This window comes from Shewanella sp. Choline-02u-19 (assembly GCF_002836205.1).
Classification (GTDB): domain Bacteria; phylum Pseudomonadota; class Gammaproteobacteria; order Enterobacterales; family Shewanellaceae; genus Shewanella.
Genome location: NZ_PJBE01000010.1, coordinates 106494 through 120565, shown reverse-complemented (window position 1 = coordinate 120565; position 14072 = coordinate 106494). Strand labels below are relative to the sequence as shown.

Annotated in this window: 11 protein-coding genes; 6 read left to right on the top strand and 5 right to left on the bottom strand. The window is 47.2% G+C overall.

The genetic code is table 11. From position 1 onward, the window contains the following. Positions 1–88 precede the first annotated feature (88 nt). The 4 genes from CXF83_RS00725 to CXF83_RS00710 are packed head-to-tail and all read right to left on the bottom strand — an operon-like array spanning position 89 to position 5715. The gene (locus CXF83_RS00725; protein WP_101091976.1) at positions 89–394 is read right to left on the bottom strand and encodes a DUF3240 family protein; all 306 of its coding nucleotides are present in this window, start codon (positions 392–394) and stop codon (positions 89–91) included. Further along, entirely contained in the window at positions 391–3444 is a 3054-nt protein-coding gene (locus CXF83_RS00720) for an efflux RND transporter permease subunit (protein ID WP_101091975.1), read from the bottom strand. Before CXF83_RS00720 ends, CXF83_RS00725 begins: the two co-directional genes overlap by 4 nt. A 1-nt stretch (position 3445) precedes the next feature. Continuing rightward, positions 3446–4477, bottom strand: a complete 1032-nt coding sequence (locus CXF83_RS00715; protein WP_101091974.1) for a membrane fusion-like protein — start codon at positions 4475–4477, stop codon at positions 3446–3448. Further along, positions 4474–5715 (bottom strand): metal transporter, encoded by a 1242-nt coding sequence (locus CXF83_RS00710; RefSeq protein WP_101091973.1) that lies wholly within the window; start codon positions 5713–5715, stop codon positions 4474–4476. The genes CXF83_RS00715 and CXF83_RS00710 overlap by 4 nt, the downstream gene beginning before the upstream one ends. A 192-nt stretch (positions 5716–5907) precedes the next feature. Between CXF83_RS00710 and CXF83_RS00705 the strand changes: the two genes are divergently transcribed. Together CXF83_RS00705 and CXF83_RS00700 are read left to right on the top strand one after the other, a co-directional pair. Beyond that, a complete protein-coding gene (locus CXF83_RS00705; RefSeq protein ID WP_101091972.1) occupies positions 5908–6447 on the top strand; it encodes a helix-turn-helix transcriptional regulator in 540 nt (179 codons plus the stop codon). A gap of 203 nt (positions 6448–6650) precedes the next feature. Then, complete coding sequence (locus CXF83_RS00700; RefSeq protein ID WP_101091971.1) at positions 6651–7088, top strand: hypothetical protein; 438 nt, start codon at positions 6651–6653, stop codon at positions 7086–7088. Between the two features lie 792 nt (positions 7089–7880). Here CXF83_RS00700 and hutI read toward each other — a convergent pair. Next, on the bottom strand, positions 7881–9107 hold the full coding sequence (gene hutI, locus CXF83_RS00695; RefSeq protein ID WP_101091970.1) for an imidazolonepropionase: 1227 nt from the start codon (positions 9105–9107) through the stop codon (positions 7881–7883). A 195-nt stretch (positions 9108–9302) separates the two neighbouring features. Between hutI and hutC the strand changes: the two genes are divergently transcribed. The 4 genes from hutC to CXF83_RS00675 all read left to right on the top strand — a co-directional run bounded on the left by hutC (position 9303) and on the right by CXF83_RS00675 (position 14066). Further along, positions 9303–10007: a histidine utilization repressor gene (gene hutC, locus CXF83_RS00690; protein ID WP_101091969.1), complete on the top strand. Its 705-nt coding sequence runs from the start codon at positions 9303–9305 to the stop codon at positions 10005–10007. Positions 10008–10172: 165 nt separating this feature from the next. After that, positions 10173–11861, top strand: a complete 1689-nt coding sequence (hutU, locus tag CXF83_RS00685) for a urocanate hydratase (RefSeq protein ID WP_101091968.1) — start codon at positions 10173–10175, stop codon at positions 11859–11861. 3 nt (positions 11862–11864) lie between these two features. Further along, entirely contained in the window at positions 11865–13397 is a 1533-nt protein-coding gene (gene hutH, locus CXF83_RS00680; RefSeq protein WP_101091967.1) for a histidine ammonia-lyase, read from the top strand. A 207-nt stretch (positions 13398–13604) separates the two neighbouring features. Beyond that, on the top strand, positions 13605–14066 hold the full coding sequence (locus CXF83_RS00675) for a PaaI family thioesterase (protein ID WP_101091966.1): 462 nt from the start codon (positions 13605–13607) through the stop codon (positions 14064–14066). Positions 14067–14072: the final 6 nt, after the last annotated feature.

The window sequence follows — 14072 nt, the reverse complement described above, 5'->3', positions numbered from 1 at the left end:
TGCTTATTTAGGCTGGGTAGCGTAAATTCTAGACTCGTTTAGTCCATGGGAAAGTGAATATCCCATGGACTAAATATTCGACTCTCGATTAACAAAGAGTTCCAGACAATTGGATTGGCATGATCCAGTAGCGACAGGGGTTGTGTTTACACACGACGGCAAGAGCTTGTAAAAGCGCATCTTGCTGGGCGGTGGGATGCATAATCTCAAACTTACAAAATTCCCGATATCCCCCCACCTGTTCCTTGATATTAAAGTGGCTGTGCTCGCGGCTAAAGCCACAGATATTGCCCAGACTAAAGCCTGATAAGAAATCTAAGTCAATCAGGGTATCGACAATATCGTCTTTAATATCGTTTTGTGCGATCAGCACTAATAGCTGTTCTGTGTTCATCGACGTTTCTCCAGCCAGTAATAGAGGATTGGCAATAGGTAAAGTGTAGTGATGGTCGAGGTGAGTAAGCCACCAATGACCACGATGGCTAACGGTTTTTGGATCTCAGCTCCTGGCCCAGAGGCAAATACCAGTGGCATCAAACCAAACATGGCCGTCGTTGCCGTCATCAAGATGGGGCGCAAACGTCGCGCGGCACCCTGTTCGACCCGAATCAATAGATCGCTAAAGAGATGCTTTGTCTGCTCGTAGTAGCTAACCATCACCACGCCATTGAGGACGGCCACACCGAGCAGGGCAATAAAGCCAACCGATGCCGGCACTGACAGATATTCGCCCGACAGATAAAGGCTGACGATACCGCCCATCATCGCAAACGGGACGTTGGCAAGGATCAGTCCGGCCTTGGCGAGCGAGCCAAAGGTGGTGAATAGGATTAGGGTGATCAGCGCGATAGCAATGGGGATCACTAATAGCAAATTGTTGGTGGCACGCTGCTGGTTTTCAAACTCACCACCGAAGCTCACGCTATAGCCGCTGGGGAGTTGGATTTGCTGGGCAATTTTAGTATTAAGCTCTTCAACAAAACTGACTATGTCGCGTTCTTGTACGTTAGTGGTGATCACCGAGAAGCGGTCACCTTGCTCGCGCTCAATCAAAATCGGCCCCTCTTTGTAGCTTAACTTAGCGACATCAGTCAGGCGTTTTAATGAGTGATCGGGCATCACTAGCAGCTGATTTTGTAACTCATTGATGCTACTTAAACTGCTTTGATTATTGGCAATCAATACCGGGGTGCGTTTCTTGCCCTGTAATATTTCGGTTACCATCACCCCTTCGAGTTGACTCTTGAGGTAGCGAGCAAACTCCATGGTGCTCATGCCAAAGCCACGAGCCAGTTCGTTGTCTAGGGTGAGGTTGATAAAGGGGCTGCCCTCTATCATCGACATTTTGACATCGATGCTGCCGCGGGTGGCACTCACCAACTGCTCTATTTGTGCGGTTAACTGGCCTAGGGTGTCGATATCGGTACCGAACACCTTAATCGCCACATCACCAATACTGCCGGTGAGCATTTCTGAGACCCGCATCTGAATTGGTTGAGTAAAGTTAAAGTTTACCCCTGGATAGTTGAGCAGTTCGTTGCGGATCGCCTCTATTAGTTGCCCTTTGTCATCGAAGCGCCATTCATCGCGTGGAACCAATTCTAAAAATACATCGGTTTCGTTTAGCCCCATAGGGTCTAGACCCATCTCATCGGCACCTGTTCGGGCGACCATCTGCTTTATCTCCGGGACTTTTGCGAGCAAGGTTTGCTGAATTTGTTTATCAATTGCGATAGACGCATCGAGTGAAATAGAGGGCGATTTTTCTAGTTGTAATATGATGTCGCCTTCATCCAAGGTGGGCATAAAAGTTTTGCCCACTAGACTAAAGAGCCCGAGGCTGACAATCAGCAGGCCAAAAGTGATCAGCATAAAGGGCTTTTTATGGTTAAAGGCCGTTTTTAAGCTGCCTAGATATGCAGCTTTAAGCTTTATGATGGCCTTAGGTTCTTGGGCCGCTTTTTCATTGACCAAATACGAGGCGATGACTGGGATGACTGTCAGCGATAGTATCAACGCCGACAGCATAGCAAATACAATAGTCACTGCCACTGGGGTAAAGAGTTTCCCCTCCAGCCCCGTTAGTGTGAGCAGTGGCGAGAATACGATCATCACAATAATGGTGCCAGATACCACTGGAACCGCCACATCTTTAGTCGCGCGAAAAATAAGATGCAGGCGTGGTAAGCGCGGCTTGCTGGCGATCAGATTGACCATGTTTTCGACGACCACCACCGAGGAGTCGACTAGCATACCGATAGCGATCACTAAGCCGCCTAAGCTCATCAGATTGGCGGATAAGTTGAACAGATCCATCATCAGAAAGGTCATTAGGGCGGCGAGTGGTAGAGAGAGCGACACCACTAAGGCGGCGCGCACATTGCCTAGAAACAGTGCCAGCAACACAATCACTAAAAGCACCGCCTGAAACAGGGCACTAGAGATGGTATTGATAGCCGTATTAATCAGGTTGGCGCGATCATAAAAGGTGTTGATCACACTGCCTTCTGGCAGTGTGGCGCTTATCTGTTCCAGCTTCTCTTTAATGTTGGTCACCACTTGGGCGGTGTTGGCATTCTTAAGGGCGATAATTAACGCTTCTGCAGTCTCTTCACCATCTTTAGTCACTGCACCATAACGGGTTAAATGACCAATTTGGATGTCGGCGAGATCGCTTAGGCGATACACCTTGGCATCATCGGCTTTAATCACCAACTGACCCAGTTCGTCGATATCATCGATCCGCCCCTCAGCGCGCACGATAATGGTATCAGTGCCTATGGTGAGCTTACCCGCACCTTCGTTATGGTTGTTGTCGATAATTGCCTGTTGCAACGCGGCAAAACTCACTCCCGCCGCCGCCATCGCCGCAGGATTGGGATTAATGTTAAAGCTCTTGGCATGGCCACCTAAAATATTGACATCAGCCACGCCCGCAACGGTACGCAGCAATGGGCGGATCTCCCACTCTAGTAGCTGCCTGCGCTCCATCAACGACAGATTGGGGTTCTCCAGTGAAAACATAAAAATTTCACTCAGTGGCGTGCTCATCGGTGCTACACCGCCAGAGACACTCTCTGGAAAACTATCCCACACGGCGGCGAGTCGCTCGCTCACTTGTTGTCTCGCCCAGTAGATATCGGTACCTTCGGTAAAGTCGAGGGTGATATCACTGATGGCATATTTAGTGGTTGAGCGTAAGATCGCCTGATTGGGTATTCCGAGCAGCTCGGTCTCAATCGGCACCGTTATCTGTGCTTCAATTTCTTCAGGTGTCATGCCTGGGGCTTTTAAAATTATCTTCACCTGAGTTGGTGATATATCGGGAAAAGCATCAAGCGGAATGACAAACCAGGCGCGAGCACCAGCTAGCATTAAGATCATCGCCACAATGAGCACAAATAGGCGCTGAGTGAGTGAAAAACGGATGACTGAGGTCAGCATATTATTCGCCTCCTAAGCCGAGTAATATGCCTTTAACAGCGGCAACCGACTGAGATAATACTTGGGTTTTACTTAAGTCTTGGTCGCTGGCGACGATGTATTGCTGAGGTGTGGAACCTAAAATATCAATATTGATCGCCGTTAGTGTCTCTGCCGTTTGGGTAAATACTTGGCTTTCTTGTTGCCAGCTAAACACACTGTTTTTCGGTAGCAGGTACACTGTTTTTTGATACTCGGGTATCACGGTGGCTTTCTGACCTAGCAGGAGGTTACATTCTTGCGGCACGGGCATTGACCATGCGCTAAGAAAAGCGCCGTCAGCAATGGCTGATATTGACTCGATGGCGATATGACATTGGTCGATATTAATCGCCGATAACGAAGTTGACTGGCTCATCGGCACATTGACCTTGACGCGAATACTCTCGGCTGGCACCAGCGAAAACAGCTGTGAGTCGGCCATATAGGGGGTGTTGAGTTGATTGAGCTTTACGATGCCCGCCACTGGTGAGCTTACCACTAGGGATTCCGTTATCTCATCAGTGCTTAGCACTATCTCCATGAAGTGTTGCATATGCTCGTACTCGAGATGACTGCTGAAATAGTCTTGACTGATCTCTCGCCACTTTTCGGTGCTGATACTGCCATTTTTTAACAGAGGTTTATTGCGTTCATAGCGTTTTTTTGCCAGCAGATATAAGCTGTTTGCTGCATCGACCTGAGCCAGGAAATGGAACACCTCTGGCCCGGTTAATCTCACAATTGCTTGCCCTTTAGTGACGATTTGTCCCTGACCGACCAAGAAGGTGACCTGCTGGATATTCTCTGGCGTGCTAACCCAATAATCGTTGCCCGGTAATCGGTCAACCAGTGCTGGAAGTGCGCTACCTTCATAGCTAGCGACCTTTTGTGGCTGTACATAGCTGAGTTCTAAGTTGCCTAATGTCTTGAGGGCGATAGATTCTGCCTGGGCCAAGCTGGTGGATAGGCAGGCTGATAAACATAAAAGGCTGGCGCCGTACTTGGCCATCATAATGAAATTCCTAAGGCTTGCAGTTGCTGGGAGTGAAGTTGTTGTTGGGTGACTTGGTTAAGCACTAAGCGTGACTCGGTATCGAGCGCATCCATATAACGACGCAGCCATATCTCGTAACTGATTTGGTTCTGCTCTTTTACTTTGGCAAGTTCTTCGGTGATGGTACGACTCAAAGAGAGACCACGCTTTAACAGCACTTGTTGATCGAGTAATTTTTGCTGCTGTTTCGCCAGTTTTTCTGTTTGTGTTGTTAATTGCAGATAGATTCGATCACGATTGAGGTTTTGTTCACTATGAGCTTGCTGCCAAGTTGATAATTCACTTTGAGAGAGCGCTGAAATAAAGCCAAGTGGCACTGTGATGCCTAGCCCTAGTTGCTGATCATCAAGTTGATCATCTTTGGTGTTTTTAGCGGTTAGTGACAGTGTCCAAGGATCGCGTTCCCCCGCTTGTTGACTCTTTATTACCAACAGCTGTTGTTGTTGCAGGGTTTGCAGTTGCCATAATGGGTGCTGTGCTAAAGCGGTGTTGAACGCTGTGAGCGTGGATGAGTGTGCATCAAAAATGGGACGTGAGCTTTCATCAATTTTTGTTGGCATCTCATGTCGGCCTGTTAGCTGACTAAAGAGAGAGAGCGCCTCAGCTTGTTGCTGCTTAAGGTTAATTTGTTCGAGTTCGATATCGACCAACTCCCTTTCTAGCAGCAACTGGTTCGCGAGTGGTAACTCGCCTACATCGGTTAAAATTTTCTGCTGAGTATGCAGTTTTTCGAGTAACTTTATTTTGCGATCAAGTTGCATGAGCTTCATCGATGCGATGCGATGATCCCAGATACTTTGTCTTAGCAGGCCTGAAATATAGAGGCCCTGCAAAGCAATTTGTTGCCCCTGAATTGATTGAGTTAGCTGCTTTAGTTGCTTATCACTGCTGCGTAACCCTAGGGATTTAAGCGGCAAATTGAGCGATACTTCTTGTTCGTAACTGTTTCCATTATCTAAGCTACCGAGGTAACTCAGGCCAATACTAGGTAGGCCACTGAGCCATGATGAACTGCTTAGTTCAAGTGCGTATTCATCATTGAGTTGAGTGCCATTGTGTTGCGAGGAGTTCAATCTGGCTTGGCTTATTTCTAGCAGCGGTGGCAGTTCGCTATTGGATGCCCCATGGCTTAAGAAACTACTGCTACTTAATGCGGTCAACAGACATATCTTGATACAAGACTTAACGACAGACATAAGTGATTTCTATGCTATTAAAGTGTGCCGTTAGTTTAGAGATTGATAGGCTAATGTCTTGAGTGAGGTGTATCATAAAAGCGCTTATGGTACATATGTCCCATAAAGTAATTACCTGATTTTAATTATTTTTGTTCAAATATTCGTTTACTGAATAGATGTTGGTTTTTGGTTATAGGAGTGGTTTTTTCCATGAAAAAGGATGTTGTTATTATTGTTTTGTTGGTGTTGATCATGCTGTTTAAGCTGATTGATATCATGGCGGACTTGCAACTAAATATCCCTGCATGGCATATCATGCAAGAAAGCATATTGGTGTTGCTTACTGTTATAGGGACTGTCTATTTGAGCTATGACTTGATACGTCGGTCTCGGCAGGTTAAATCTTTAGCGCTTCGACTCGCTCAAGCAGATAAGCAGATCGATAATATGTCGAGCCAGATGCGCTCTGCCCGTAAGGATTATAGTCAAGCTGTTATTAGTCAGTTCGACACTTGGGGATTTACCAAAAGTGAGCAACAGGTGGCGTATCTGCTGTTAAAAGGCTTAAGCTTTAAAGAGATCGCTGAGGTGCGGCAAACCAAAGAGAAAACGGTACGCCAACAAGCTTCATCTGTCTATGGCAAGGCGGAAGTCGATGGTCGACATACCTTCTGCGCCTGGTTTATGGAAGACTTTATTCAAGAGCATAATGAGGATTTAGCGGCGAGTGCAGCTAACCAAGCAGCCTAGTGTGTTCGGATGACTAACCTTCTAAATTCCTTTCACGTTTTCCAGACTTTGATGCTCTCTATCGCTTCAGATTCTCCATTGGATAAAAAGGATGCTTGAATATCTTTAAGTGAATAGGTGAAAGGCGTCTTTAGTATTTCAATCACACATACTCAATGCTTTAATGGTTGCTGATATTTGTCGTCTTTATAGGATGTATGGTTATGATCGTAAGGAAAGTCATTAAATATCTACCCGCACTATTATTTGGCATATTGTTGGCGGGAATGAGTCTAATTGCGTTTGATTTCGCTGCCAGTTATATGTTGGGATTCTTATTATCTAATACTGATATGCACAGCAATAGTTCAGAGTTTTTGTGGCTATTAATACATGATGTTGGTCTGAGTTTACTGCTTGCAGCAGGTATTTATTTTAGCTATCGGAAAATTCTGCCGCAGTTTCCGAATGATATTTTTGCGGTATTGCTAATACAGGGGCCATTGGCTTTTATCAGTCTTTATCTGCTATCACCGTCGTTTGATTTTAGCTCTTTATACAGCAGTGTATCGTCTGTTTTAGGAGTGACTTCTGCAGTAGCAGTACTGCTGGTTTACTGGATGAGTAAGGCATTTTGGAAGGACTCTAAAGTGTCTGTTTGATGTGACTTTTGCTTTGTCCACACAGGCTGCGCCTGAGCAACGTCGTGGGACTCCATCCCACACCCGGGCAAGGAGGACTGCTCGTCTAGATGTGAATGGGTTCACGAATGTCGCGGTGGTATGGATGTCAAAGAGCTGCCTTATCCTCCTTGCATCCATCATGACGCCCGACGAAGTTACATGCGTTGAATACAGGCCTCATACTCCACCAAAAATCGCCTAACGGCTCAGATGAGATATCCATGTCCCCCTAGCTTGGACCATCATCTGATAGGCGGGATGCCTGAATGTCTTGAAGTGCATGGATGCACGGGAAAGACCATGATGGCTCTATGGCATTTGTATCTGCGTATTTCGGCTGCTTCGATGGGGAATTGGTGTTTTTTGTGACTTCATGAGGCAGAGATTGAGCTCTATGTTTCTATATTAAGAACTCAGTGGCAAAATGATTGTGCTTTTCTAATCCAGTGTAGATATGGCAGAGGCCTTTGAAAAAATGGCCAATTCTGTTCCCGACAGAATTTGGCATTTCCTCCGTCCATGGAGGTCAGATGTTTTCGTTGAGCTTACAGGGACCCTCTCTTTTATAAAGAGTCGCGGCGAGCCTCTGCTGTATCTGCACATACGCTGACCGCAGGTCATTAGTTGCATCTGATGCAGGAAGTGACCCATAAAGGTCATTAGATACTGAAATAGAAACAGTTAAGCTACTGTGCTTAAAAGGCTGAGGCCACCCAAGCCAAATGTTGACGCCTAAACGATGAGGTTGCCTCATCGCTCAGGCATCCCACCTTACTGATGCACTAAACGACCATTCTTAACCACATCAATACAAGAGCTAACACCGTAGGTGTAGGCTAACTCTGCTGGAGTACTGATATTCCACAAGCAAAAATCGGCGTTCATGCCAGCTTCTAACACACCAACTTCAGCTTCAATACCCAGTGCTTTAGCAGCGTTGCGCGTCATACCCGCTAAGGCTTCTTCGGGCGTTAAACGCATTAAGGTACAGGCCATGTTGAGCATCAGTAGGCTTGAGCACATTGGTGATGAACCAGGGTTGTAATCGCTGGCAACCACCATGGGCACCTTGTATTGGCGCAGTAGCTCAATGGGAGGCATCTGAGTTTCGCGCAAGAAATAAAATGCGCCGGGTAGTAGTGTGGCACAGGTGCCACTTTCGCTGAGAGCTTTTACGCCAGCTTCATCTAAATACTCGATGTGATCGACTGATTTGGCGCCGAGCTTGGCCGCCATGGCTGAGCCGCCTAGATTTGATAACTGCTCAGCGTGTAGCTTGATATCAAGTCCGGCATTTTTAGCGGCGGTGAGTACTCGTTCGGTTTGCTCTAGGTTGAAGGCGATATTTTCGCAAAATACATCGACAGCATCGGCAAGATTTTCTTCAATCACTCGTGGCAACATCTCGTTGATCACTAAGTCAACATAGGCATTGCTGTCATTTTTGTATTCTGGCGGAATAGCGTGAGCGCCTAAGAAGGTGGTTTTTACATCGACATGGTGATGCTTTCCTAGCTCGCGGGCAACGCGCAGTATTTTAAGCTCGGTTTCAATGTCTAAACCGTAACCCGATTTTATCTCTACTGTAGTGACGCCCTCTTTTGCTAAGGCATTTAGACGCTGGCGACCTAGTTCAAACAGTTCAGCTTCGTCGGCTTCGCGGCAGGCTTTAACAGTCGAAATAATGCCACCACCGCTGCGGGCGATCTCTTCGTAGCTAGCACCTTGAAGGCGCAGTTCAAATTCGTTGGCACGGTTACCCGCAAACACTAAGTGAGTGTGTGCATCAATTAATCCAGGGGTTAACCAGCCGCCTTTACCTTTGTAAGTGGGCGTGGCCAACACATCAAATTTAGGCAGGTCTGCGCGCTTGCCTACCCAGGCTATTTTGCCGTCTTGCACCGCGAGAGCGGCATCTTTAATAGCACCGTAAGGCTCTGCAATATTGGGTGACATAGTAGCAATATTGATATCAATCCAGACTTGATCCCACGACATGATGCTCTCTCTTTTTGTAGTTTTTGCAGAGGTTGAATACTAACACTAAGGGCTGCCACTAAAAATAATTTGTGAGCTAGCTTGTGTTTACTTGTATATACAAGCTAGGATTGTAGCCGAGTTTTCGACCATTAGAAATAGCCGCTGGACTGATATGTAATCGGTCATCAAAAACGGTATAAGACAGGATAACCGATGGCAACGCCAAAGTTTGCAGAGATTAAACAATACATTCGCGGTCAAATTGAGTCAGGGAGATGGGCTGAGAACAGCCGGGTTCCGTCTGAAAATCAATTAGCTGAATTGTTTAATTGCAGCCGCATGACGGCGCGCCGTGGCGTAACTGAATTAACTGAATCTGGCGTATTAGAACGCTCACAAGGGCTTGGTACTTTTGTGGCTGGGCTTAAATCGCAGTCATCGATGATGGCGATCCGTAACATTGCTGATGAAATTAAAGACCGTGGCCATGGTTACACTGTTCAACAAGTGGAGCTTACTGAAACGACAGCAACGGGCGCGATAGCGATTGCGCTGGGGCTGGAAGAGGGCGGCGCGGTGTTTTTGTCGGTGTTGGTGCATTGCGAGCAAGACACGCCACTGCAATTAGAGGAGCGTTTTGTGAATCCTAAGCTGGTGCCTGAGTACTTGGCGCAAGACTTTAGTCAACAAACCCCGCATGAATACTTATCGATGGTGGCACCGCTGACAGAAGCTAAGCACACCATTGAAGCCAAGTTGGCGGACGTTACCCAGTTGGCGCTATTACACATTGACGCGACAGAGCCTTGCTTACAGATCACTCGTCGCACTTGGTCGCGCCAAGGTGTAGTCAGTTTTGCCCGCTTGGTGCATCCCGGTAGCAGATTTAGATTAGGCGGCCACCTGACATTTAGTTAGCACCCATTTGGTCATAACCACTTTAGTACGAATGAATTAGCGAGAAAAATGACGTTGTCGCAGGTTAAGTCAGCCATGGCAATATCAGCATAAAAAAACAATAAGACAGTAATTAAAAAATAGATAAAAACAAATACAACAAACAAATTGAACGAGGTAGACCCCATGGATAAGAGACACGATCCAAGTCGTCGCATCATTGCGCCGCATGGAACTAAATTGAGCTGTAAAAGCTGGATGACAGAAGCGCCGATGCGCATGCTGATGAACAATTTACATCCAGATGTTGCTGAGCGCCCTGAAGACTTAGTGGTTTACGGCGGCATTGGCCGTGCAGCCCGCGACTGGGAATGTTACGACAAGATCATTGAAGTATTACAGCGTCTTGAAGAAGATGAAACCTTGATGGTGCAATCAGGTAAGCCCGTTGGCGTATTCAAAACCCACAGCAACGCACCACGCGTGATCATCGCTAACTCTAACCTAGTGCCACATTGGGCCAACTGGGAACACTTTAACGAACTGGATAAGAAAGGTTTGGCTATGTACGGCCAGATGACAGCGGGTTCTTGGATCTATATTGGTTCGCAAGGCATTGTGCAAGGCACTTACGAAACGTTTGTGGCAATGGCTAAGCAACACTTTGGCGGTTCATCTGCTGGTAAGTGGATCTTAACCGGTGGTCTTGGTGGTATGGGCGGCGCGCAGCCACTTGCTGGCACCATGGCGGGCTACTCAGTGCTGACCTGTGAAGTCGATGAAACCCGTATTGATTTCCGTCTTCGTACTAAATATGTCGACAAAAAAGCCACTTCACTCGATGAAGCTTTGGCGATGATTGAAGACGCTAACACCAGCGGTAAGCCGGTATCAGTCGGTCTACTCGGTAATGCGGCCGATATTTTTGCCGAGCTAGTTGAGCGTGGTATTACGCCAGACGTGGTTACCGATCAAACCTCAGCACACGATCCGCTCAACGGTTATTTGCCACAAGGCTGGACGCTTGAACAAGCGATAGAAATGCGTAAAACCGATGAAGCTGCCGTGGTTAAAGCGGCTAAGCAATCGATGGCCGTTCAAGTTAGGGCCATGTTAGCGCTACAAGCGGCTGGCGCAGCAACCACCGACTACGGTAACAATATTCGTCAAATGGCATTTGAAGAGGGGGTTGAGAATGCATTCGACTTCCCAGGCTTTGTGCCTGCCTATGTACGCCCATTATTTTGTGAAGGTATTGGTCCATTCCGTTGGGTAGCTCTTTCTGGTGACCCAGAAGATATCTATAAAACCGACGCTAAAGTTAAAGAACTTATTCCTGATAACCCACAGCTACATAACTGGTTAGATATGGCTCGCGAGCGTATCGCTTTCCAAGGTCTGCCAGCACGTATTTGTTGGGTCGGCCTTAAAGACCGTGCTCGTTTGGCATTAGCCTTTAACGAAATGGTTAAAAATGGCGAGCTGTCAGCACCCATCGTTATCGGTCGTGATCACTTAGATTCAGGCTCAGTTGCGAGTCCTAACCGTGAAACAGAATCCATGCTTGATGGTTCTGACGCGGTATCAGATTGGCCACTGATGAACGCACTGCTTAATACTGCTAGTGGCGCCACTTGGGTGTCATTGCACCACGGTGGTGGTGTCGGTATGGGCTTTAGCCAACATTCTGGTGTGGTGATTGTTGCTGATGGCAGCGATGACGCAGCCGTACGCCTAGGCCGCGTTCTTTGGAATGACCCTGCAACAGGTGTGATGCGTCATGCTGATGCTGGATATGAACTCGCTAAAAATTGTGCAAAAGAGCAGAACTTAGATCTGCCGATGCTAGATACAGCCAAGACAGAAGGTAAGTAGAATATGAGCCATTTAGTATTAACGCCGGGTACCCTAACCCTGCCACAAATTCGTCAAATCAGTCGTGGAAAAGTGACCTTAGAACTCGCGTCAAGCGCAATAGCTGACATCAACATCAGCGCTGGTTTGGTACAACAGGTCTTAGATGAAGGCCGTACCGTTTACGGTATTAATACAGGTTTTGGTTTGCTGGCTAACACTAATATTGCCGCCGAAGACCTGCAACTGCTACAGCGCTCGATTGTACTTTCCCATGCGGCAGGTACCGGAAAGCTCATGAGTGATGCGACTGTGCGCTTGATGATGGTATTGAAGATTAACTCACTGAGCCGTGGCTTCTCCGGTATTCGTTTAGAGGTGATCAACTTCCTGATCAAGCTGGTTAACGCTGAAGTATATCCGTGCGTACCTGAAAAAGGCTCTGTTGGTGCGTCGGGTGATTTAGCGCCATTATCTCACATGAGCTTACCTCTGCTTGGTGAAGGTCAGATGCGCTACCAAGGTAAACTTATCTCTGCCATTGAAGCGTTGGGAATCGCCGGCCTTGAGCCAATTGAACTTGCAGCCAAAGAGGGCTTAGCGCTACTCAATGGTACGCAAGCTTCAACCGCTTTAGCGCTGGAAGGTCTGTTTAACGCTGAAGATCTGTTTGCTGCCAGTTCAGTGATTGGTGCTATGAGTGTTGAAGCCGCAATGGGCAGTCGTAGTCCGTTTGATGCGCGTATTCATGCTGCTCGTGGCCAGAAAGGCCAGATTGATTCAGCGGCTGTATTCCGTCACTTATTAGCGGATGAATCTGAAATTAGTGTTGATCATCTTAACTGTGAAAAAGTGCAAGATCCTTATTCGCTGCGTTGTCAGCCACAGGTATTGGGTGCATGTTTAACGCAAATTCGCCACGCAGCTGAGGTGTTAGGCACCGAAGCTAACGGTGTAACTGATAACCCATTAGTGTTCCAAGATACCGGTGACATTATCTCAGGCGGTAACTTTCACGCTGAGCCAGTAGCGATGGCAGCCGATAACTTGGCGATTGCAATTGCGGAATTGGGTTCAATTGCTGAACGTCGTATCGCGCTGCTTATCGATCCTAATTTGTCTAAGTTGCCGCCTTTCTTAGTTGAAAATGGCGGGGTAAACTCAGGCTTTATGATTGCGCAGGTAACTGCTGCAGCACTGGCTTCAGAGAACAAGACCTACGCTCACCCAGCCTCAGTCGATAGCTTGCCAACATCTGCTAACCAAGAAGACCATGTGTCTATGGCCACCTTTGCGGCGCGTCGTTTACGTTATATGTCTGAAAATACCCGCGGTGTGTTAGCGATTGAGCTATTGGCCTCGGCGCAAGGTTTAGACTTCCGTTGTCCATTACAGCCAAGTGCAGCAGTGGCAAAGGCGAAAGCTGAGATCCGTGAGTTGGTTTCTTATTACGATAAGGACCGTTTCTTCGGCCCCGATATCGAAGCATCAACAAACCTACTGCTGACTGCTAGCTTTAACGCTTACTTGCCAGCAGATATTCTGCCAAGCCTGTAACTGTTTTATCGGCTCGTTAGCCTTAAAATAGCTATAAAGGGACTATCGATTGATAGTCCCTTTTTTTGTATCTACAGACTCGTGCTGAGATGGATCTTTGCCGATGAGTTGCATTGCATCCTTTAGTCTTAAGGCTTATGTCTGTGTTGCTGAAAATCACAATTAGTAATAGCGTAAGGGCAGTAATTGAATGCGTCAGGAGACGGTATGACAAGTCAGTCTTTTCAAGACCAGTACCCAGAAGATCTCAGTCATTGTTATGGCTGTGGTAAAAACAATCCTCATGGTCACCAACTCAAAAGCTATTGGGATGATGATGAAACCATCGCGCACTTTATGCCAAAGCCATTTCACACGGCAATACCGGGTTTTGTTTATGGTGGGCTGATAGCGTCCTTAATCGATTGCCACGGCACAGGCAGTGCCAGCGCCGCGGGTCAACGGGCATTTGGAAGTCGCGATCAAGAGCCGCCTCGGTTTGTCACCGCAGCACTGAATATTGACTATCTCGCACCGACGCCAATGGGTGTGGAGCTAGAGTTGCGTGGTGTTATTCGCGAGATAAAACCGAGAAAAGTGGTGTTAGATATCACACTATCCGCTAACGGAATAGTTTGTGCCGAAGGGCATATGGTGGCAGTGAAGATGCCAGAGAGCATGATGAGTTAAACCGCT

Coding starts and splice junctions, on each gene's coding strand:
- CXF83_RS00675 (WP_101091966.1), top strand. CDS start 13,605: ATGACAAGTCAGTCTTTTCAAGACCAGTACCCAGAAGATCTCAGTCAT.
- CXF83_RS00705 (WP_101091972.1), top strand. CDS start 5,908: ATGAAAAAGGATGTTGTTATTATTGTTTTGTTGGTGTTGATCATGCTG.
- CXF83_RS00710 (WP_101091973.1), bottom strand. CDS start 5,715: ATGTCTGTCGTTAAGTCTTGTATCAAGATATGTCTGTTGACCGCATTA.
- CXF83_RS00725 (WP_101091976.1), bottom strand. CDS start 394: ATGAACACAGAACAGCTATTAGTGCTGATCGCACAAAACGATATTAAA.
- hutI (WP_101091970.1), bottom strand. CDS start 9,107: ATGTCGTGGGATCAAGTCTGGATTGATATCAATATTGCTACTATGTCA.
- CXF83_RS00700 (WP_101091971.1), top strand. CDS start 6,651: ATGATCGTAAGGAAAGTCATTAAATATCTACCCGCACTATTATTTGGC.
- hutH (WP_101091967.1), top strand. CDS start 11,865: ATGAGCCATTTAGTATTAACGCCGGGTACCCTAACCCTGCCACAAATT.
- CXF83_RS00720 (WP_101091975.1), bottom strand. CDS start 3,444: ATGCTGACCTCAGTCATCCGTTTTTCACTCACTCAGCGCCTATTTGTG.
- CXF83_RS00715 (WP_101091974.1), bottom strand. CDS start 4,477: ATGATGGCCAAGTACGGCGCCAGCCTTTTATGTTTATCAGCCTGCCTA.
- hutC (WP_101091969.1), top strand. CDS start 9,303: ATGGCAACGCCAAAGTTTGCAGAGATTAAACAATACATTCGCGGTCAA.
- hutU (WP_101091968.1), top strand. CDS start 10,173: ATGGATAAGAGACACGATCCAAGTCGTCGCATCATTGCGCCGCATGGA.